Raw genomic sequence first — 20,719 nt, 5'->3', positions numbered from 1 at the left:
ATAGCGGTTCAGTTCCTGCGCCGTGCTGAACGTGCGCTCGAACAGGATCGAGAGGTTGTGCAGGATACGCTCGATCACCTTCTTTTCCCAGCCGTCGTCGAAGCGAATCTGCTCGTCGAGCCAGCGCTCGAGCCATTCCGGGTCGGGCAGGCGCGACTGCACGGTGTCGCGCGGGAACAGCGACTGGTTCACGTGCAGGTTCGTGGGGTGCAGCGGCTTTTCGGTGCGGCGCGCCGAGGCCATCAGCACGCCGATCTTTGCGAACGCCGCGCGCGCGACGTCGCCGCAGTTGTTGAGCGCCTTCTTCATGTAGCGCAGATACGCGCCGCCGTGGCGCGCTTCATCGCGCGAAATGGTTTCGTAGATCGCCTTGATGACCGGCTCGGTGTGCCATTCGGCGGCACGGCGATACCAGTGGTTCAGGCGGATTTCGCCGCAGAAGTGCAGCATGAGCGTTTCGAGCGGCGGCGCCGGATCGAACTCGAAGCGCACGGCGTGCAGCTCTTCTTCGGTCGGCACGAGTTCCGGCTTGAAACGGCGCAGGTATTCCATGAGCACGAGCGAATGCTTCTGCTCCTCGAAGAACCACACGCTCATGAACGCGGAGAAGTCGCTGTCGTGGTGGTTGTCGCGCAGGAACATTTCCGTGGCCGGCAACGCGGACCACTCGGTGATCGCGTTCATCTTGATGGTCCTGGCCTGCTCGTCGGTGAGGAGCGACGCGTCGAACTTGTCCCAGGGAATGTCCTTTTCCATGTCCCAACGGACCGATTCGAGCGATTTGTAAAGTTCCGGATAAAGCATCGTGTTCATAGTCCCGCCCCTGATCTGCGCATGACGACTTCGTAGCGTGCCGCGTGCGGCGCGTATGGCGCGGCGCGCGAGGCAAAAAGCATTTAATTTTACGCGGTATCCGGCCCTCCGGACGCAAATGTGCGACCGGAGCACGCCTGGGCGTTGCTCCACGACAATTCAGCCAACCGGAATGAAAGGCGCCGTCATGGATTCTGGGTAGTTGCTCCGTGCCTCGAACCCGGCCGCCTGAAACCGCTGATCACTGCCGATAACCGCATATTGTGCCGGCCGTTCGCTACGCTTTTGGCGCGGCGCGCCCCGGCGAAACCAGCAACAACGCTGAACGCTTCTCGCCGCGAATGCGACGGAATGCCGCACTTCAGCCACGGGCTCACCGCCCGTTCGCCGCACCTTGCCGGCAGGTTCCCCGGCGCACCAACTCCGCGCCCGTGAAAGCCGCGGAATCGGCGCTGCGAGGCGCGCGACACCCGCCATTCCTCACAAACCGCCAGAAAAACCTTACACAATAATAGCATGCCGATCTTTCACTTCCGGCGCAGCCCGAAATCCGTGGCGGCGCTGTCAGCCGGAGCTTTGAGCCAAGTCAAAAGAATTTGACGTTGGGCCAGCGTATCGCGATAACCCAGCTCGATCAGCTCGCAGGTGAATTCGCGCTCGAACAGCAAGTAGCTCGCGAACGCCGCGCCCGAGGCGCGCGTGCCGCCCACCGCGCCGAGCAGCATGCGAACCGGGCGCGGCAATTGGCGGAGGTGGCGCGCCGCGATCAGCTCGATGCGCTCGCTCGGCGCGATCGCGAGCACCTCGATGTGACGCCAGCCGCTTTCCGGCTCCACCGCGTGCGGCAGTTGCAAGACCATGCGGTTGATGTGTTCGACGCGCTCGATGTCGGCGCCGAGCGAGTCGAGGAACACGCTCGCGAGCACCTGCTGGCCGACCTGTGCGAGCGACGGGTATGCGTCGATGTCGGGGCGTGCGGCGGGCACCTCCGGTGTGGGCGCGGCGGCGCCCACCACGACGATGCGCCCCGCGCCGAAATGGATGGCGGGCGAAAGCGGCGCGATCTGCCGGATCGAGCCGTCGCCGAAATATTCGTGGCGGCCGTCGAGTTCCAGGCGCACGGCAGGAAACACGAACGGAATCGCGGCCGAGGCGAGCAGATGCGCGGGCGTGAGCGCCACCATGCGCGCGGTGCGCTGCGCTCGCCGCCACGCGCTGATCGGCTCGCTCGCCTGGTAGAACGTGACATGGCGCCCCGACGAATAGCTGAGCGCCGTGACGGCGAGCGCATGCAGACGGCGCTCGTCGAGCATCTGCTCGATGCGGTGGAAATTCAGCGTGTGCGGGAGCATGCGCGCGAGCGGCGTGTTGTCGAATAGCGTGCGCGGCGCGGCGCGCGCGCCCACGCTGGCGGCGGCCCAGCCGAACGCAAGCGCGGCGAGCCAGCGCGCGCCCGCGGCGGCGACGCCCGGCCAGTCGGTGCGATAGACCTGACTCGCACGCATGTTCGACCAGACTTCGACGAGGCGCGCCGTGCCGTGCGCGAACTGGTCGGCATGGCTCGCGATCGAGGTGGCATTGATCGCGCCCGCCGAGGTGCCGCAGATCACCGTGAAAGGCATCGCGTGACGCGCGGGTTCGGCCTCGGCGGCAAGCTCGGCGAGCGCGCGCAAGGCGCCGGCCTGGTAGGCCGCACGTGCGCCGCCGCCCATCATCACGAGCGCAAGCCGCATGACGCCGACGCTCCCCGTGTTGCGTCCCGCAGGACGATTGTTCGTGACGCGGCGCGCCTTATTCCGGTTGCGCCGGCGCCTTCTTCGCGCCGCGCGGCGCGTTGCGGGCGCCGCTCGTGGCGTGGTTGCCGCTGTCGCCATTGTTGCCGCTGCTGCCGCTGCGCCGGGCACTGCCGCGTTTGGCCGTCGCGGCCTCGGCCTGCGTTTGCGCCTCGCTCACCGCCTGGGCCGCCGCCTGTGCGGCCTGCGCAGCGGCGGCAGGCTGCGCCATCGCGAATTGCGCGAGCTGGTTGAACTGCGCTTGAACGAGGTTCCACCACGAAGCCGCGTCGAAGCCCGGCGGCGCCGCAGCCGGGCCCTCGGGCGCTTCGGTTGCGCTCGCGGCCTGCGGCTCGCTGGCGCGCTCGCGCGTGGCGCCCGCGGACGCTGTTTCTGTGGAAGACGGGCTCATCTGCGCCTGCGCAAACGCGCCGAACGCGCGCAGTGTGGAGAGCGTGGCGCGCTGCACCTCGAGCGCCTGAATGGCGGACTGCAGCATGCCGAGATTGAGCTTGAGCCATTGCTCGACCGCGCGCAGGTCGGTGATGCGCTTGTCGAGCTCCTCGATGTTGGTAAGCGGCGTCATCATGTCGGACATCATCGACAGCGACGGACCGAAGCCCGGCGCGCTACCCGGTTCGGCACCCGGAAATGCGCCGCCAAACGGCGTGAGCCGCATCATCCCCCACATGCGGTCGAGCATTTCGGCGGACGGAAAACCGGGAAAACCCGGGAACGGCGGTACGGAACCTGCTGGGTCGGTCATGCGGATCTCCCTCGCGTTGATAGATGGTCGGACACTCGCCCATGTGCGGCTTCACAGCGCCTCATCGGCTCGCGGCGAATGTGAGGCCCGAGCGGCTGCGCCCGAACAGTCCGCAATCTTAAAAGCGGCGTCTTCGATGATAGCGCGCGCATCGCACCGCGGCGCGTGAACATCGCGAGACGGCGGCACCATGCGCGCGGTGGAAGGATCAGAACGGATCGCCGCCCGGAAACTGCGGCGCGCGCCGCTCGCGCAGCGACTGCACGCCCTCGCGCACGTCGGGCCCGGAAAAGCCCATGAATTCGAGCGCGAGCGACGTGTCGAACGTGGGTCCCGCCATGCGCAGCCAGTTGTTGAGTGCGTACTTGGTCCAGCGCACCGCCGTCTGCGAGCCGCTCGCGAGGCGCTTCGCGACTTCGAACGCCTTCGGCAGCAGATCGTTATCGTCCACCGCGAGCGAGACGAGGCCGATGCGCTCCGCCTCCTCACCGCTCACCGGCTCGCAAAGCAGCAGGTAGTACTTCGCCTTCGCCATGCCGCACAGGAGCGGCCACACGATTGCCGCGTGGTCGCCCGCCGCGACGCCGAGGCGCGTATGGCCGTCGATGATGCGCGCCGTTTTCGAGGCAATCGAAATGTCGGCGAGCAGGCCCGCCACGAGCCCCGCGCCGACGGCCGGGCCGTGCATCGCCGAGACGATGGGCTTGCTGCAGTTGATCACGTTGTAGACGAGGTCGCGCGCCTCGCGCCACACGCGTGCGCGAACGTCGAAGTGCGTGGCCATGTCCTCGACGAGCTGCAGGTCGCCGCCCGCCGAAAAGCCCTTGCCCTCGCCGCGGATCACCGCAACGCGGGCATCGGGGTCGCGGTCCACGTCGCGCCAGATTTCGGCGAGCTCGCGGTGCATCTGGGCGTCGGCGGTCGCGAGGCTGCTCCTGTTCGCCCCCTCGCCGCTCATCACGATCTCGACGATGCCGTGCTCGTGCCGACGCACGCGCAAGGCGTGATAGCGGGCGTAAAAAGGATCGTTCATGGGCTGGCCCTCCTTTGCTTCGGATTACTGAGGCTTTGAAAATATCGTCACTTCGGCTGGTAAATCCACTTGCCGTCCCGGATCTCGACCATCACGCGCGCACGTGCATCGAGGCCGAGGTGGTCGGTGGCGCTCATGTTCACGACGCCATTGGTGTCCTGCAGTCCGCGCGTCGCTTCGAGCGCGTCGCGCAGCGCGTGGCGAAACGCGCTCGTGCCCGGCGCTCCCGCCTTCAGCGCCACCGGAATCGCGTTCTCGAGCAACAGGCCTGCGTCCCACGTGTACGCGCCGAACGCCGACACCGTGCCCGCGCCGTAACGTCCTTCGTAGCGCGAAATATAGTCGAGCGCAAGGCGGCGGCCCGGACGGTCCTCGGGCAATTGCGCCGCGACGAGCACCGGGCTCGCGGGCAGGAAGGTGCCGTTGCAGTCCGCGCCGCACACGCGCAGGAAGTCGCGGTTGCCCACGCCGTGATTGTGATAGATGAGCCCCTTGTAGCCGCGCTCCTTGAGCGTCTTCGGCGGCAGCGCGGCGGGGGTGCCGGCCGCGCCCACCACCACGGCGTCGGGATGCGTCGCGACGATCTTGAGCACCTGCCCCGTCACGCTCGGATCGGTGCGGTTAAAGCGCTCGTTCGCGACGATCTTGATGTTGCGCTGCTGCGCGGCCTTCGCGATCTCGGCGTAGAACGCCTCGCCGAGCGCGTCCGCCTGGCCGATATAGGCGAGCGTCTTCACGTTGTGCGCGGCGGCGTGCTCCATGATCGCACCGGCCATCATCGCGTCGGTCTGCGGCGTCTTGAACATCCAGTGCCGCTTGTCGTCCATGGGCTCGATGATCCTCGCCGACGAAGCGAGCGAGAGGGTGGGCGTCTCACCCTGCGCGATCACGTCGAGCATCGCGAGCGTGTTGGGCGTGATCGACGAACCGATGATCGCGTCGACGTGCTGCTCGTCGATCAGCTTTTTCGTGTTCTGTACGGCCTGCGTCGTGTCGGAGGCATCGTCGAGCACGATGTACTGCACTTTCTGGCCCGCGATCTCGGCGGGGAACATCGCGGCGGTGTCGCGCGCCGGGATGCCGAGCGATGCGGCCGGCCCGGTGAGCGAGAGCACGAGGCCGATCTTGACCTGCGCGAGCGCGAGCGTGGGCGCAAGCGCGAAGAGGCTGGAAAACAAGCTAAGACGTGCGGCGAGGCGGAACGGGCGAGAAGCGTTCATTTGGTCTCCTGTTGCGAGCGTATTCTGTGTACGGCTTTGGATGCGGCTTGCTTCTATGGCTTGCGCTTGTGCTGGTCTCCTCGATCCTCCTGAAGAATAAAGGGCGTTCGCCAGTGTAGCCGCACGCGTGGCGCGCGGCATCCGGCGAAACCCTTCGGTGCGCGGACCCATGCTGGCCCGCGCGGCCCTGCGTGTCACCCGGCGTTCGCGAGCGGCGCCACCGCCTGGTCGATCGCACCGAAGATCGACTTGCCCGCTTCGTCGAGCATCTCGATTTTCACGGTGTCACCGTACTTCATGAACTCCGTGCTCGCCTGCCCGTGCTCGATCATCTCGAGGCAGCGCTTCTCGGCGATACAGCAATAGCCGCGCTTCGCGTCCTTGTTCGAGACCGTGCCCGAGCCGACGATCGCGCCCGCGCGCAAGTTGCGCGTCTTCGCGGCATGCGCGATCAGTTGGCCGAAGTGGAACACCATGTCCGTGCCCGCGTCGGGCTGGCCCACCTTTCTGCCGTTCCAGTGCACGATGAGCGGCAAATGCACGCGCCCTTCGCGCCAGTGTTCGCCGAGTTCGTCTGGCGTGATCGCAACGGGCGCGAACGCGCTGGCCGGCTTGCTCTGGAAAAAACCGAAGCCCTTCGCGAGCTCGGCCGGAATCAGGTTGCGCAGCGACACGTCGTTGACGAGCGTCACGAGCCGCACGGCCCTGAGCGCTTCGTCGGGGGTCGCGCCCATCGCCACGTCGCCGGTGATCACGGCCACCTCGGCCTCGAAGTCGATGCCGGACGCCTCGGACGCGCACACGATGTCGTCGCACGGGCCGATGAAATCGTCGCTGCCGCCCTGGTACATGAGCGGGTCGGTCCAGAACTCGGCCGGCATCTCGGCGCCGCGCGCGCGTCGCACCAGTTCCACGTGATTCACGTAGGACGAGCCGTCCGCCCACTGGTACGCGCGCGGCAGCGGCGCCATGCAGTTGCGTGCGTCGAAGCTGAATGCGTTGCGCGCGCGGCCGTAGTTGAGCGCCTCGTAGAGATCGGCGAGCTGCGGCGCGTAAAAGCGCCAGTCGTCGAGCACGCGCTGGAGCGTGGGCGCGATGGAGTCGGCGATGGCGGCGCTGCGCAGGTCGCGGGAAACGACGATCAGCTGCCCGTCGCGGGTGCCGTCCTTCAGCGTGGCAAGTTTCATGGAGTCAGACGTGGGTGACGATTAGGGAAATGTATTCTACGATGGTGAATCGGCGCGCCCCAAGAGAGCGTCGCCGCTTGACATAGCTACATAGCTTTGCCGCACTCCCTACACCACAACGCCTCCATGCCGCCTACCGTCCGATCCGCCTCGCCGCGCGCGAGCGCCGCAGACGCCCAGAACCCCGACGATCTCGCCGACTTCACCGATGCCGCCGACACCTCCGACGCCGGCACCCCGGAATCCGCCGATTCCACCGAAGCCGGCGAAGAAAAGCTGCGCTCAGGCATCCAGTCGATCGAAGTGGGCTTTCGGCTGCTCGAAGTGCTGACCAGCGAGCCGCGCGCGATGATGCTTCGCGACCTCGCGCAGCGCGCGGGCATGAGCCCTGCGAAGGCGCATCGTTATCTCGTGAGCTTCATGCGCCTCGGCATGGTCGCGCAGGACGCGCTCTCCGGGCGCTACGAACTGGGCGGCTTCGCGCTACAGCTCGGCCTTGCGCGGCTCGCGCGCGTGGATGGCGTGAAGCTCGCGCGCATTGCGCTCGCGGAGTTGCGCGATGCGCTCGACATCACCGTGGGCATCGCCGTGTGGGGCAACCAGGGGCCGACCGTGGTGCACTGGATGGAGTCGAGCCACCCGGCGAAGGCTTCCCTCAAGCTCGGCGACGTGATGCCGATGCTCAGTTCCGCGACGGGCCTGCTGTTCGCCGCCTACCTGCCGCGCAGCAAGACCGGCGCGATGATCGAACGCGAACTCGCGGGCTCACAACATTACTCGTACGGCTCGACGCCACGCACACCCGAAGCGCTCGAATGCGCGCTCGTGCAGGTGCGCGAGCATGGCGCGGCGCGCGTGGAAGGCATGCTGCTGCCGACCATCCACGCGTTCTGCACGCCGGTGTTCGATGCCAGCGGCGAACTCGCGCTCGGGCTCATCGCGCTCGGTCACGAGGGCGCGTTCGACAGCAGCTGGAACGGCGCCGTCGATACGGCTTTGCGCGCGTGCGCCGAAAAACTCTCGTACGAATTGGGGTACAGTCCGACGCCGCGCTGAAGGCCGCGCATATGCAGCAGCACGCACCACCGGCTCGCGGGCGTTGCGCTTTCTGCGCGCGCCCGGCGCGTTGTGTCACATTAACGTACTAGCCTGAGCCGCCACGAACGCCCGATGTCGACATCCGTCACCTCACGAGAGGCACGCCGCCTCGAACACGATTCACGCACGCCGCGGCGCGTGCGCGCGTGGCGCTGGGTCGGCGTGTTCGTCGCGGTGACGGCGCTCCACTGGCTTGCCGCCGAGTGGTTCGACCGGCATCACGGCGCGCCGCCGCCCGTCTCGCATGTGCGCGTGCCCGTGCAGGTGGCGCTGCTCAAGCCCGAGCGCATCGAGCGCGAAGCGCGCCCCGCCGGTCGCGCGGCGGCGCCATCGGCGGCCGCGCCAAGACCGGCGCGAAAGGCCGTCGAGCCGCACACGCTGCATGCGTTGACGCCGGCGAAGCCCCATCCTGAGGAAAGCGCCTCGCGGGCGGCAGTAAAGCCGGATACGCAGGCTGCTTCCGCGCCCGATGCCGCCGCTTCGGATGCCGCCGCTTCGGATGCAAGCGCGGGCACCGGCGCGAGCGGTACGAGCGGCACGGCGACTGCGGCGCCCGGCAACGGCAAGCAACCCTCGGCGCAAGCCACCCAGGCCTCGCATGGTGTGAAGTTCTCGGTGCCGCCATCGGGCGAGCTGCAGTACGACACGTTCTTCAACGGCGTGCGCAATCAGCCCGGCACGATCCACTGGTCGAGCGACGGGCAGCGCTACGAGATGGTCGTCTCCGTGCCCCTGCCCTTCGTCGGCACCTTCAGCTGGACCAGCAAGGGTCGCGTGGATGCGTTCGGCCTCGCGCCCGATCAATACATCGAAAAGCGCGGCCATCGCCCCGAGGACGTGACGATCTTCAACCGCACCGACAAGCAGATCGTGTTCACGCGCACGCCCAATTCGCTCGCGCTGCCCGATGGCGCGCAGGACCGCTTCAGCATGGTGATGCAGCTCGCGAGCCTCGTGCGCGGCAACCCCGAGGCCTACCGGCCGGGCGTCACGCGCGAGTTCTACGTGGCGGACAACGACAGCGGCGAAACCTGGCCCATCACCACGATCGGCGACGAGACGGTCAGCACGGATCATGGTTACGTCACGGCGCGTCATTTCATGCGCCTGCCGCGCCGCGAGGGCGACAGGCGGCGCATCGACGTCTGGCTCGCGCCGTCGCTCGGCTGGTTGCCGGTGCGTCTCTTGCAGACCGAGCCGAACGGCACGCAGTTCGAGCTCGTGTGGCGCGGCGCGCTCACGGTGCCGACGGCCGCATCCCCGATGAACGAATCCCCGACGAACGAATCCGCGCCGACGCCAGGCGCGGCACAGAGCGTGCCCACACCGGCGAGCGCGACGTCCACCGAAACGCCCAACGCAGCAACCAGCGCAACACCCGACACAACATCGGCACAATCCGCAACGCCCGGCGCGGCAACGCTCGCAACGCCAGCTTCACCGGCAACGCAAGCCCCGCCGCAGTCGCAACCGCAAGCAGAGCCCCCCGCGACGGCTCCGAATATGCAGACAGAACCGCTGCCGCAAACGCCTTCAGATAACGACCAGCCCTCCCCAGCTTCGCCCGGTCCGGCGCCCGAACACCCTTGAGCGCGCAAGCGCACGAAACGCCCGATCCAGACGGCCCGCTTCGCGACACGAAACCGCGAAATGGCGCATACTGAAATGCAGCCATGCGACCATGGTCGCAAGCCTTCGCGTGTGCAATGTAGGGCCGAAAAATAAACAGACGAAAAATCACGGCTCGACATCGCGCGCGGTCATGCACAAACACCAGACAAGACTGCAAAAAGCCAAAAAGGCAGCCAGAACGCAGCACCCAGGGACGCGACTAACAAGGTAGTGAACATTGCAACGGCGCATCATCCGCGAGCCATCGGGCGCGCGGATTGCTGCACAGGCATCGCGTGCACGCAGTAGCTCGCAAACGGCTTGACTCCCAGCCTGGAAGGCGAAGGAGGAACCCATGCAAGTAACTGTCAACGGCATCGATACGCACTATGTCTTCGAAGACAGGAGCGGTGGGCCTGCGCTGGCGTTCATTCATCAACTGGGTGGCGATCTTTCCGTGTGGGACACGCTGGCAGGACATTTCCGCCATCGCCACAGCGTGCTGCGCTACGACGTGCGCGGCCACGGCGCGAGCGCAGTCGCGAGCGAGCCCTTCGGCTTCGCGCAACTCGCCGCCGACCTCAGCGCGCTCTTCGACGTAACCGGCATCGAGCATGCGCATCTCGTCGGCATGTCGATGGGCGGCATGATCGCGCAGCAGTTCGCACTCGACTATCCGGCGCGTGTCTTCACGCTCACGCTTTGCGACACGACAAGCCGTACGCCGCCGCAAGCGCGCGCGACCTGGAACGAACGCGCCGCCACGGTGCGGCACGACGGTCTCGCAGCCCTCGCGGACGCGACCATGGCGCGCTGGTTCACCGCCGACTTCCGGCACTCGCATGCGCAAACCGTCGCGCAGATTCGTGACGTTTTATTACGGACCCCTTCAGAAGGCTACGCAATGGCCTGCGAGGCGCTGCGTGATTTCGATGTCGAGGCGCGGCTCGGGCAATTGCGCGTGCCCACGCTCGCCGTGGCGGGCCGTTACGACAATGGGACGCCAGCATCCGTGACCCAGGCACTGGCTAAATCAATAGAAGGGTCGCATTTCGTGGTACTCGACGCGGCGCATCTGGCCCCGGTAGAGGAGTCGCACCGCTTCACGGCGCTGCTTGAAACGTTTCTCAAGCAGTTGGTTTAAGCAGTTCGAACGAAAGGCAGTATGACAGTGGCAGCAGGCGCAGGTGAGGTAAAAAGCGACAAGGGAAAGCAGTCCACATAAGAGGTGATGCGCAACCCACCCCTTGAATTCCAGAACGAACGCTCCACGTAGTGAGCAGCAGCCAGGGAGCACAGGAAAAAGGAGTGTCGCCGTGCAAATGATCTACAACAGCCCCAACTATTGCGTTGTCGAGTTTCCCCCGCAGGACGGCCACAGCGCCATGCGCGCCGGCGGCTACGAGATCGTCGACAAGAACGCGCGCCGCGAGATCTTCATCGACGGTGCGATGGCGGCACGTTTTCGCGAAGACGTGCAAAAGCTGATTGAAGCAGAGCAGTCGCTCGACGAAGTCGACGAATTCCTCGGACAGTTCGACAGCCTCATGCAGCAACCCGTCGTGCTTCACTGACGCCCGCGCAAAGAGCGGCACTCTGCGCGCAGCGTCCTCCACACGGAACCCCGTCCGGCTCGCGCCGGCCGGGGTTTCCTTTTTTCGGCTCATCGTGTCGCACGGCGGCTCATCGCGGTGAGCCGCAGATGGCCCGCACGCGCCGGCCGGCGCACCGCGAGGCGCCGTGGCGGCCAGCGAAGCGCCCCAGCTGCGGCTACAATGTTGGGTTTCCCAGTTCAACCGGCGCCACGCCCGCCCGCGACCCATGAACCAGCCTGCCGAACACGCTTCGCGTCCCGCCGCGAACACCCACTACACGCGCGGCGCAGCGCTTCCCGCGCTGCTCGCCTCGCGCATCGTGATCCTCGACGGCGCGATGGGCACGATGATCCAGCGCTACAAGCTCGACGAAGCCGCCTACCGCGGCGAGCGCTTCAAGGACTATCCGCGCGACATCAAGGGCAACAACGAGCTGCTCTCGATCACGCAGCCGCAGATCATCCGCGAGATTCACGAGCAGTACCTCGCAGCGGGTGCGGACATCATCGAGACCAACACGTTCGGCGCGACCACGGTGGCCCAGGACGACTATGGCATGGGCGATCTCGCCGTCGAGATGAACATCGAATCGGCGAAGCTCGCGCGTGCCGCCTGCGAGAAGTATTCGACCCCGGACAAGCCGCGCTTCGTCGCGGGCGCAATCGGGCCCACGCCGAAAACGGCGAGCATCTCGCCCGATGTGAACGATCCGGGCGCACGCAATGTCACGTTCGAAGAGCTGCGCCGCGCGTACTACGAGCAGGCAAAGGCGCTGCTGGACGGCGGCTGCGACCTGTTCCTCGTCGAGACGATCTTCGACACGCTCAACGCCAAGGCCGCGCTCTTCGCGCTCGACGAGCTGTTCGAAGACACGGGCGAGCGCCTGCCCATCATGATCTCGGGCACCGTGACCGACGCCTCGGGCCGCATTCTCTCGGGCCAGACCGTCGAGGCGTTCTGGAACTCGCTGCGCCACGCGAAACCGCTCACGTTCGGCCTGAACTGTGCGCTGGGCGCCGCGCTCATGCGCCCGTACATCGCCGAGCTCTCGAAGCTCTGCGACACCTACGTCTCGTGCTACCCGAACGCGGGCCTGCCCAACCCGATGAGCGACACCGGCTTCGACGAAGCGCCTGCCGATACGTCTGGTCTCCTGAAGGAATTCGCGAGCGCCGGGCTCGTCAACGTGGCGGGCGGCTGCTGCGGCACGACGCCCGAGCACATCGCGGCCATCGCGAAGGCGCTCGCCGAAATCAAGCCGCGCCGCTGGCCCGGCCAATACCGCGACGATCGCGACGTCGCCTGACGTTTCGACTGACCGACTCAATCGAGCCCCGCTCCCCACCGACAACACACGATCCGGTCCCACGCCATGACTGACCATACCCTGCGCCTTTGCGGCCTCGAACCCTTCAACGTGAACGAAGGCACGCTGTTCATCAACGTGGGCGAGCGCACGAACGTGACCGGCTCGAAGGCGTTCGCGCGGATGATCCTGAACGGCCAGTTCGACGAGGCGCTTGCGGTTGCGCGCCAGCAGGTCGAGAACGGCGCGCAGATCATCGACGTCAACATGGACGAGGCCATGCTCGACTCGAAGGCGGCGATGGTACGTTTCATGAACCTCATCGCTTCGGAGCCCGACATCGCGCGCGTGCCGATCATGATCGACTCGTCGAAGTGGGAGGTGATCGAGGCGGGTCTGCAGTGCGTGCAGGGCAAGGCCATCGTCAATTCGATCTCGCTGAAGGAAGGCAAAGAGCAGTTCGTCCACCACGCGAAGCTCATTCGCCGCTATGGCGCGGCGAGCGTCGTGATGGCCTTCGACGAGCAGGGCCAGGCCGACACGTTCGCGCGCAAGACCGAGATCTGCAAACGCTCCTACGACATCCTCGTGAACGAAGCGGGCTTCGCGCCCGAGGACATCATCTTCGACCCGAACATCTTCGCGGTGGCGACGGGCATCGAGGAGCACAACAACTACGCGGTCGACTTCATCGAGGCAACGCGCTGGATCAAGCAGAACCTGCCCCACGCGAAGGTGAGCGGCGGCGTGTCGAACGTCTCGTTCTCGTTCCGCGGCAACGACCCGGTGCGCGAGGCGATCCACACCGTGTTCCTCTACCACGCCATTCAGGCGGGCATGGACATGGGCATCGTCAACGCGGGCCAGCTCGGCGTGTATGCCGATCTCGACGCCGAGCTGCGCGAGCGCGTGGAAGACGTCGTGCTCAACCGCCGCCCCGACTCGACCGACCGTCTGCTCGAAATCGCCGACAAGTTCAAGACCGGCGCCGCGAAGAAGGAAGAGAACCTCGAATGGCGCAACCAGGACGTGGAAAAGCGTCTTGCGCATGCGCTCGTGCACGGCATCACGAACTTCATCGTGGAGGACACCGAAGAAGCGCGCCAGAAGATCATGGGCGGCGGCGGCCGCCCGATCAACGTGATCGAAGGCCCGCTCATGGACGGCATGAACATCGTCGGCGACCTGTTCGGCCAGGGCAAGATGTTCCTGCCTCAGGTCGTGAAGTCGGCGCGCGTGATGAAGCAGGCCGTAGCGCACCTGATTCCCTTCATCGAGGAAGAAAAGCGCCTGCTCGCCGAAGCGGGCGGCGACGTGCGCGCGAAGGGCAAGATCGTCATCGCCACCGTGAAGGGCGACGTGCACGACATCGGCAAAAACATCGTCTCGGTCGTGCTCCAGTGCAACAACTTCGAAGTGGTCAACATGGGCGTGATGGTCCCGTGCAACGAGATCCTCGCGAAGGCGAAGGTCGAAGGCGCGGACATCGTCGGCCTTTCGGGGCTCATTACGCCGTCGCTTGAAGAGATGGCCTACGTGGCCTCCGAAATGCAGCGCGACGACTACTTCCGCGTGAAAAAGATTCCGCTCTTGATCGGCGGCGCGACCACCTCGCGCGTGCACACGGCCGTGAAGATCGCGCCGCACTATGAAGGGCCGGTGGTGTACGTGCCGGATGCGTCGCGTTCGGTGTCGGTGGCGTCGAGCCTGCTCTCCGACGAAGGTGCGACGAAGTACATCGACGAATTGCGCAGCGACTACGAACGCATTCGCGACCAGCACGCCAACAAGAAAGCACTGCCGCTCGTGACGCTCGAAGAAGCGCGCGCGAACAAGACGAAGATCGACTGGGCCAACTTCAAGCCCGTGAAGCCGAAGTTCATCGGCCGCCGCGTGTTCAAGAACTTCGACCTGAACGAACTTGCGAAGTACATCGACTGGGGCCCGTTCTTCCAGACCTGGGACCTGGCCGGTCCGTATCCGCAGATCCTCAACGACGAGATCGTGGGCGAGTCGGCGCGCAAGGTGTTCTCCGACGCCAAGTCGATGCTCGCGCGCCTGATCCAGGGCCGCTGGCTGCAGGCGAACGGCGTGATCGCGCTGTTGCCCGCGAACACGGTCAACGACGACGACATCGAGATCTACACCGACGAATCGCGCAGCGAAGTCGCGCTCACGTGGCGCAATCTGCGCCAGCAGTCGGTGCGGCCGGTGGTGGACGGCGTGATGCGCGCGAACCGGTCGCTGGCCGACTTCATCGCGCCGAAGGATTCGGGCGTGGCCGACTACATCGGCATGTTCGCGGTGACGGCGGGGATCGGCGTGGACGTGAAGGAAGCGCAGTTCGAAAAGGACCACGACGACTACAGCGCAATCATGCTCAAGGCGCTCGCCGACCGCTTCGCGGAAGCCTTCGCCGAGGCGATGCACGCGCGCGTGCGCCGCGACCTGTGGGGCTATGCGGCGAACGAGTCGCTCGACCACGACGCGCTGATCGCCGAAAAGTATTCGGGCATCCGCCCGGCGCCGGGCTACCCCGCCTGCCCGGACCACCTCGTGAAGCGCGACATGTTCGACTTCCTGCAGGTGAGCGAGATCGGCATGAGCGTGACCGAATCGCTCGCGATGTTGCCGGCCGCCAGCGTTTCGGGTTTCTATCTCGCGCATCCGGACAGCACATACTTCTCGGTGGGCAAGATCGGCCAGGACCAGGTTGCCGACTTTGCGCGCCGCATGGCCCTCTCCGACGCGGACGCCCGCCGCGCGCTCGCGCCGCTGCTCTAATCCTCCCGCGCGCCGCCCCGGCGGCGCGCATTCCTGCCCGCGCTACCTCCGTTGTGGGTGTCCGACATATGCCATTCGCCAGGGTGAATATTTCGCGCGCGCGATTTTTCGGCTTTGTAAGATGGGCCCGCAAGTCCCGGTAATGCCTGCATGACACCAGGCCGAACGTGGCGACACGGCGACGCGCCGACAAGGCCGCCGCACCGGCTCGATCATCAGCAAATCCTTAAAAGCAACCTCGACGGAGAAAATCGCATGAAGAAGCTGATGTTGATGTTGACTGCCTGCGGCGTCGCGGCGCTCGCGCAGCCGTCGTTCGCCCAGCCGGCCGCGCCTGAACAGGCAAGCCCGGTGTCGTCGTACTCGGCGCCCACCGAAAAGCACGTGAAGAAGCCGAAGAAGAAGAAAATGACCCAGCCGGCCGCATCCGCCGCCGCGCCAGCGGCCGCCAGCCAGTGAGCTGAGCGCGCCGTGGCGCGCCTTGCGAGTCGCGCCAGGCTCACGATCGCGCCGCCTGAAAAGCAAAGAGCCCGCGTGTGTGCGCGGGCTCTTTGCTTTCTGCAGTATCGAATCAGGTGGGGCCGCCGAGGTGGGGCCACCAACATCGGGCCGCCGTCGCGGGCTTCGCCGCTGCACGGAACAAATGCGACGAAGCAACGCGGCCAGCCTGGCAGCCCTGCTGCCGAGGAACCTCAGATCCCCCAGACGATGTCGTTCTGTTCCCTGCGCGCAGCGCGCAGCATATCGAGGAACGGAAAAGCGCGTTGCGCAAGGCCGACGGGCAATTCGTGGTGCTCACGGCCATCTTCGCCTTCATGGAAGTGGCCTTCGTGTTCCGAGCGTTCTTTCTTGTCCGTGGCGATGGCCGCTTCGAGCTTGCTGATGGCGGTTTCGAGTTCCTCGCGCGTGATCACGCCGCGGGGGCCGAGCCGTTTGCCGATGATGCCGAGAAGGTACTGTGCGAGGTTCTCCAGCATCGTGACGTCTGGCGACGCGTGACATTTGAAAGTAACCAGCATGTCTGTTCCCTTTATGATTTTTTCGGATCGGCGCCTGACACCCGGCTCGCGAAGCCAGGCGGGCCAAGGCGGCCCGTGTCGCGCTACCTGATTTCACATATTAGCACCTGCTAAAATCCGTCAGGACGGAATTACCCGCAGGGCGCGGCGCCCGGGCGTCCCGCACGCGCCGCCATGCCGCGCGGCCGCGAGCCGGCCGCCGCAGCTCCGGCGGTTCGCCCCGCGGCCGGCGCGCCCTCGCCCTTATTCGGCGGCCAGCGCCGGCAAGCCAGGGGCCGCGCCCCGAGGCTCGCCAGCCCCGCATCCCATTACCCGCACAGGACCTGCAACCAGCATGCTGCCCGCACAGAAACACACCCTGGAGACCCTGCTCGCGCAAGCTGTCGCCCAGGTGGCGAAGGCCACCGAAGGCGCAAGCGAAGCCGCATTCGTCGTGCCCGCGATCACGCTCGAGCGCCCGAAGGTCGCCGCGCACGGCGACATCGCCTGCAACGTCGCGATGCAGCTCGCCAAGCCCATGCGCGCCAACCCGCGCCAGCTCGCCCAACAGATCGTCGATGCCGCGCTCGCGCAGCCCGAGGCCGCCGGCCTGATCGAGGCGGCCGAAGTGGCCGGCCCCGGCTTCATCAACCTGCGTCTGACCGCGAACGCCAAGCGCGCCGTGATCGGCGCCGTGTTCGACCAGCGCGAGGCGTTCGGCCGCTCGCAGCGCGAAGCCGGCAAGCGCGTGCTCGTCGAATTCGTCTCGGCGAACCCCACGGGCCCGCTGCACGTCGGCCATGGCCGCCAGGCCGCGCTCGGCGACGCCATCTCGAACGTGCTCGCCTCGCAGGGCTACGACGTGCACCGCGAGTTCTACTACAACGACGCGGGCGTGCAGATCCACAACCTCGCCGTCTCGACCCAGGCGCGCGCACGCGGCTTCAAGCCCGGCGACGCCGAGTGGCCCGAGGCCGCGTACAACGGCGAGTACATCGCCGACATCGCGCGCGACTATCTCGCCGGCGAGACCGTTGCCGCAAAGGATGGCGCACCGGTCAAGGGCGCGCAGGACCCCGAGGACCTCGAGGCGATCCGCCGCTTCGCCGTGGCCTATCTGCGCCACGAGCAGGATCTCGACCTGCAGGCGTTCGGCGTGAAATTCGACCGCTACTACCTGGAGTCGTCGCTGTACACCGAAGGCCGCGTCGAGAAGACCGTCGAGGCGCTGGTCGCCTCGGGCGAGACCTACGAGCAGGACGGCGCGCTGTGGCTCAAGACCACCGACTACGGCGACGACAAGGACCGCGTGATGCGCAAGTCCGACGGCACCTACACGTACTTCCTGCCCGATGTCGCCTACCACGTCACCAAGTGGGAACGCGGCTTCACGAAGGTCATCAACGTGCAGGGCTCCGACCACCACGGCACCATCGCGCGCGTGCGCGCGGGCCTGCAGTCGCTCGGCGTCGGCATTCCGAAGGGTTATCCCGACTACGTGCTGCACAAGATGGTCACGGTGATGCGCGACGGCCAGGAAGTGAAGATCTCCAAGCGCGCGGGCAGCTACGTGACCGTGCGTGACCTGATCGAATGGTCGGGCGGCGCGAACCCGGGCAGCGAAGTCTCGCCCGACCTGCTCGACGAAGCGACCATCCGCCGCGGCCGCGACGCCGTGCGCTTCTTCCTCATCTCGCGCAAGGCCGACACCGAATTCGTGTTCGACATCGACCTCGCGCTGAAGCAAAACGACGAAAACCCGGTGTACTACGTGCAGTACGCCCACGCGCGCATCTCGTCGATCCTCGGCGACTGGCAGGGCAAGCACGGCGGCGATCTCGCCGCGCTGCCCAAGGTCGAGCTCGCGCCGCTGTCGAGCGAGCGCGCGCTCGCGCTCATCGCGAAGCTCGGTGAATTCCCCGACATGCTCACGCACGCGGCGAACGAACTGGCGCCGCACGCGGTGGCGTTCTACCTGCGCGAACTCGCCGCTGAGTTTCACTCGTTCTACAATGCCGAACGCGTTCTCGTCGACGACGTCGCCGAACGCGACGCCCGCGTCGCCCTGCTCGCGGCCACGCGTCAGGTGCTCGCGAACGGTCTGGCGGTGATCGGCGTGTCTGCGCCGGAGCGCATGTAAAGCGCGAACGTGGGCAAAAACGCGGGTACGAACGTGGGCGCAATGCTGGCTGATCAGGCTGATTGCGCGCCCGCAAGGCGGTGGCGGTTTCGCGATTGCGCCGCCGCTGCCCGCAGCGCACGTAGCACGCGCAGCAACATGTTTGGGGCCGCCGCCTCGCGCGGACGGCCATTCCAGGGTTCTCTTGTTTGCAGGTGATTCAGACGATGGCAAAACCGCGCCGCACTACAAAGCAGCAGTCGAAGCAGTCCGGGGGAACGTTTCTCGGCGTCGTGCTTGGCCTGATCGTTGGCCTTGCGATCGCGGTGGTGGTGGCGCTCTACATCACGCGCGCGCCCACGCCGTTCGTCTCGAAGGTCGCGCCGCCGGCCGCCTCCGACGTGAGCCAGAACGACCAGTACGATCCGAACCGCGCGCTGCAGGGCAAGTCGCCCGGCCAGCCCGTGCCGCAAGCCGCGCAAAGCGCGCCGCCCAACACGGCGCCGGGCCAGACCACGAACCAGTCGCAGTCCTCGGGGATGCTCGAGGAGCCGCAGATCGTCGAAGTGCCGCCTGCCGGCGGCAACAATGCGGGCAACAATGCGGGCAACAACGCAGCCAACAACGCAGCCAACAACGGCGTGGCCGTCGCCCCACAACCCTCGACGGACGACACCGTCACGGGCGGCACCCCCATCACGAAGAAGCCGCAAACGGCCAGCAACCCGGCGCAGATCCTCGCGAACAACCAGCCGCAGAAGCCTGCCAACGCCGTGCCCACGCCACCGGCCGCAAAGCCCGCGCAGGGCGGCGCCGCGCCCGTGCCCGGCGACGTCAACACTGGCTACTTCCTGCAGGTGGGCGCATACAAGACCTCGGCCGACGCCGAGCAGCAGCGCGCGCGCCTCGCGTTCCAGGGGTTCGAATCGAAAGTGACGCAGCGCGACGCCGGCGGCGTCACGTACTATCGAGTCCGTATCGGTCCGTTCACGAAGTTCGACGAGATGAACTCCACGCGTCAACGTCTGTCCGACGCCGGTATCGACACGGCCGTCATCCGTTTCACGAAGCAGTAATCGCCGTCCGCGCCGCGCTCACCGCGCGCCCGCCCTCCCGTCGCTTCTACGCACCAGCGCGACATCGGGAGAGGCCGGGCGCCGGCGCGCGGCGCGGGTCCGTCAATACGCAGCACCCGCACACGTCAGGCTTCGCGCCCGCGCAGACCCCGCGCAGCCGCGGCTTGCCGGTGCGGCAAACGACCGGCCGCAGCCGGCCCAGGCACAGTGGATTCCAACGCTATGAAAAGACTTCTCGGTACGCTTTTGCTCTCGCTCTCGCTGATCGCCGGAGTGGCCCACGCCTCGCCCACCGCGCCCGTGGCAGGCAAGGAATATACGGTCCTGAAAACGCCGCAGCCCGTCGGCGTGCCCGCGGGCAAGATCGAAGTGACCGAATTCTTCTGGTACGGCTGCCCCCATTGCAACAAGTTCGACCCGTTCCTCGAAGACTGGGTCAAGAAGCAAGGTCCGGACGTCGTATTCAAGCGCGTGCCGGTCGCATTCCGTGATGATTTCATCCCGCATTCGAAGATGTACTACGCGCTCGACGCGCTCGGCCTCGCGCAGAAACTCACGCCGGCCGTGTTCCACGAGATCCACGAGAACAAGAACTACCTGCTCACGCCGGAAGACCAGGCGAAGTTCCTCGCCACGCAAGGCGTCGATCCGAAGAAGTACATGGAAGCGTACAACTCGTTCTCGACGCAAAGCGCGCTGCAGCGGGACAAGGCCCTGCTCGACGCCTACAAGATCGACGGCGTGCCGACCATCGCCATCCAGGGCAAGTACGAAACCGGCCCGGCCATGATCCAGCTCCCGGAGGACAAGGCACTTCCGGGCACGCTCCAGGTGATGGACTACATCGTCTCGCAGATCCGCGCGAAGAAGATGTAATGCGAAACGCAATGCAAGGCGCGCCGCTGAAGGTCTTCATCACCGGCGCGTCGAGCGGCATTGGCGCCGCGCTCGCCGCCGAGTACGCGCGGCGCGGCGCCGTCCTCGGGCTCGTCGCGCGCCGCGGCGAGGCCCTCGCCGGCTTCCGGCAGTCCCACCCCGATCACCCCATCTCCATCTATCCCGCCGATGTGCGCGACGCCGATGCGCTCGCCGCCGCCGCGCGAGACTTCATCGCGCAGCATGGCCAGCCCGACATCGTGATCGCCAACGCCGGCGTGAGCCGCGGCGTGCTCACAGGTGAAGGCGACCTCGCGACGTTCCGCGACGTGATGGACACCAACTACTTCGGCATGGTCGCCACCTTCGAGCCGTTTGCCTCGGCCATGGCGCAGGCAAGGCGCGGCACGCTCGTGGGCATCGCGAGCGTGGCGGGCGTGCGCGGGTTGCCGGGCTCGGGCGCGT

General features: G+C 66.5%; 18 protein-coding genes. 11 read left to right on the top strand and 7 right to left on the bottom strand.

From position 1 onward, the window contains the following. From VMJ11_RS11355 to VMJ11_RS11330, 6 genes are all read right to left on the bottom strand, one after another. The coding region (locus VMJ11_RS11355) for a ferritin-like domain-containing protein (RefSeq protein ID WP_325619514.1) at positions 1-813 on the bottom strand (813 nt) is incomplete at its 3' end. A 527-nt stretch (positions 814-1,340) separates the two neighbouring features. Then, complete coding sequence (locus VMJ11_RS11350) at positions 1,341-2,546, bottom strand: patatin-like phospholipase family protein (protein ID WP_325619513.1); 1,206 nt, start codon at positions 2,544-2,546, stop codon at positions 1,341-1,343. A gap of 58 nt (positions 2,547-2,604) precedes the next feature. Continuing rightward, positions 2,605-3,351, bottom strand: coding sequence for a PhaM family polyhydroxyalkanoate granule multifunctional regulatory protein (locus VMJ11_RS11345; RefSeq protein WP_325619512.1), 747 nt, complete (start codon positions 3,349-3,351; stop codon positions 2,605-2,607). A 208-nt stretch (positions 3,352-3,559) separates the two neighbouring features. Then, the gene (locus VMJ11_RS11340; RefSeq protein WP_325619511.1) at positions 3,560-4,384 is read right to left on the bottom strand and encodes an enoyl-CoA hydratase/isomerase family protein; all 825 of its coding nucleotides are present in this window, start codon (positions 4,382-4,384) and stop codon (positions 3,560-3,562) included. A 47-nt stretch (positions 4,385-4,431) separates the two neighbouring features. Continuing rightward, on the bottom strand, positions 4,432-5,604 hold the full coding sequence (locus VMJ11_RS11335; protein ID WP_325619510.1) for an ABC transporter substrate-binding protein: 1,173 nt from the start codon (positions 5,602-5,604) through the stop codon (positions 4,432-4,434). Between the two features lie 194 nt (positions 5,605-5,798). Then, positions 5,799-6,791 carry a fumarylacetoacetate hydrolase family protein gene (locus VMJ11_RS11330; RefSeq protein ID WP_325619509.1) on the bottom strand — a complete coding sequence of 331 codons (993 nt, stop codon included), beginning with the start codon at positions 6,789-6,791 and terminating at the stop codon, positions 5,799-5,801. 126 nt (positions 6,792-6,917) lie between these two features. On the opposite strand from VMJ11_RS11330, the gene VMJ11_RS11325 reads away from it, so the two are divergent. The 7 genes from VMJ11_RS11325 to VMJ11_RS11295 all read left to right on the top strand — a co-directional run bounded on the left by VMJ11_RS11325 (position 6,918) and on the right by VMJ11_RS11295 (position 15,644). Beyond that, a complete protein-coding gene (locus VMJ11_RS11325; protein WP_325619508.1) occupies positions 6,918-7,847 on the top strand; it encodes an IclR family transcriptional regulator in 930 nt (309 codons plus the stop codon). Between the two features lie 114 nt (positions 7,848-7,961). Then, positions 7,962-9,479: a DUF3108 domain-containing protein gene (locus tag VMJ11_RS11320; RefSeq protein WP_325619507.1), complete on the top strand. Its 1,518-nt coding sequence runs from the start codon at positions 7,962-7,964 to the stop codon at positions 9,477-9,479. A 376-nt stretch (positions 9,480-9,855) separates the two neighbouring features. Then, complete coding sequence (pcaD, locus tag VMJ11_RS11315) at positions 9,856-10,644, top strand: 3-oxoadipate enol-lactonase (protein WP_325619506.1); 789 nt, start codon at positions 9,856-9,858, stop codon at positions 10,642-10,644. Between the two features lie 172 nt (positions 10,645-10,816). Further along, positions 10,817-11,074, top strand: coding sequence for a BTH_I0359 family protein (locus VMJ11_RS11310; RefSeq protein WP_325619505.1), 258 nt, complete (start codon positions 10,817-10,819; stop codon positions 11,072-11,074). A 247-nt stretch (positions 11,075-11,321) separates the two neighbouring features. Beyond that, positions 11,322-12,401 (top strand): homocysteine S-methyltransferase family protein, encoded by a 1,080-nt coding sequence (locus tag VMJ11_RS11305; RefSeq protein WP_325619504.1) that lies wholly within the window; start codon positions 11,322-11,324, stop codon positions 12,399-12,401. A 51-nt stretch (positions 12,402-12,452) separates the two neighbouring features. After that, complete coding sequence (gene metH / locus VMJ11_RS11300; RefSeq protein ID WP_325619515.1) at positions 12,453-15,185, top strand: methionine synthase; 2,733 nt, start codon at positions 12,453-12,455, stop codon at positions 15,183-15,185. Between the two features lie 255 nt (positions 15,186-15,440). Beyond that, entirely contained in the window at positions 15,441-15,644 is a 204-nt protein-coding gene (locus VMJ11_RS11295; protein ID WP_325619503.1) for an acid-shock protein, read from the top strand. 233 nt (positions 15,645-15,877) lie between these two features. Here the strand turns inward: VMJ11_RS11295 and VMJ11_RS11290 are convergent, their stop codons facing one another. Next, a complete protein-coding gene (locus VMJ11_RS11290; RefSeq protein ID WP_325619502.1) occupies positions 15,878-16,204 on the bottom strand; it encodes a DUF1840 domain-containing protein in 327 nt (108 codons plus the stop codon). 334 nt (positions 16,205-16,538) lie between these two features. Here VMJ11_RS11290 and argS point away from each other — a divergent pair, with 334 nt between their 5' ends. The 4 genes from argS to VMJ11_RS11270 all read left to right on the top strand — a co-directional run. After that, on the top strand, positions 16,539-18,323 hold the full coding sequence (argS, locus tag VMJ11_RS11285; RefSeq protein WP_325619501.1) for an arginine--tRNA ligase: 1,785 nt from the start codon (positions 16,539-16,541) through the stop codon (positions 18,321-18,323). Positions 18,324-18,511: 188 nt separating this feature from the next. Further along, positions 18,512-19,378 carry an SPOR domain-containing protein gene (locus VMJ11_RS11280; RefSeq protein ID WP_325619500.1) on the top strand — a complete coding sequence of 289 codons (867 nt, stop codon included), beginning with the start codon at positions 18,512-18,514 and terminating at the stop codon, positions 19,376-19,378. Between the two features lie 222 nt (positions 19,379-19,600). Continuing rightward, positions 19,601-20,254, top strand: a complete 654-nt coding sequence (locus tag VMJ11_RS11275) for a thiol:disulfide interchange protein DsbA/DsbL (RefSeq protein ID WP_325619499.1) — start codon at positions 19,601-19,603, stop codon at positions 20,252-20,254. Then, the coding region (locus tag VMJ11_RS11270; RefSeq protein WP_325619498.1) for an SDR family NAD(P)-dependent oxidoreductase at positions 20,254-20,719 on the top strand (466 nt) is incomplete at its 3' end. The genes VMJ11_RS11275 and VMJ11_RS11270, both read left to right, overlap by 1 nt.

Source organism: Paraburkholderia sp. (assembly GCF_035501035.1).
Lineage (GTDB): Bacteria > Pseudomonadota > Gammaproteobacteria > Burkholderiales > Burkholderiaceae > Paraburkholderia.
Note: the sequence above shows the minus strand (reverse complement) of the source record. Positions and strands in the feature narration are given on the sequence as shown.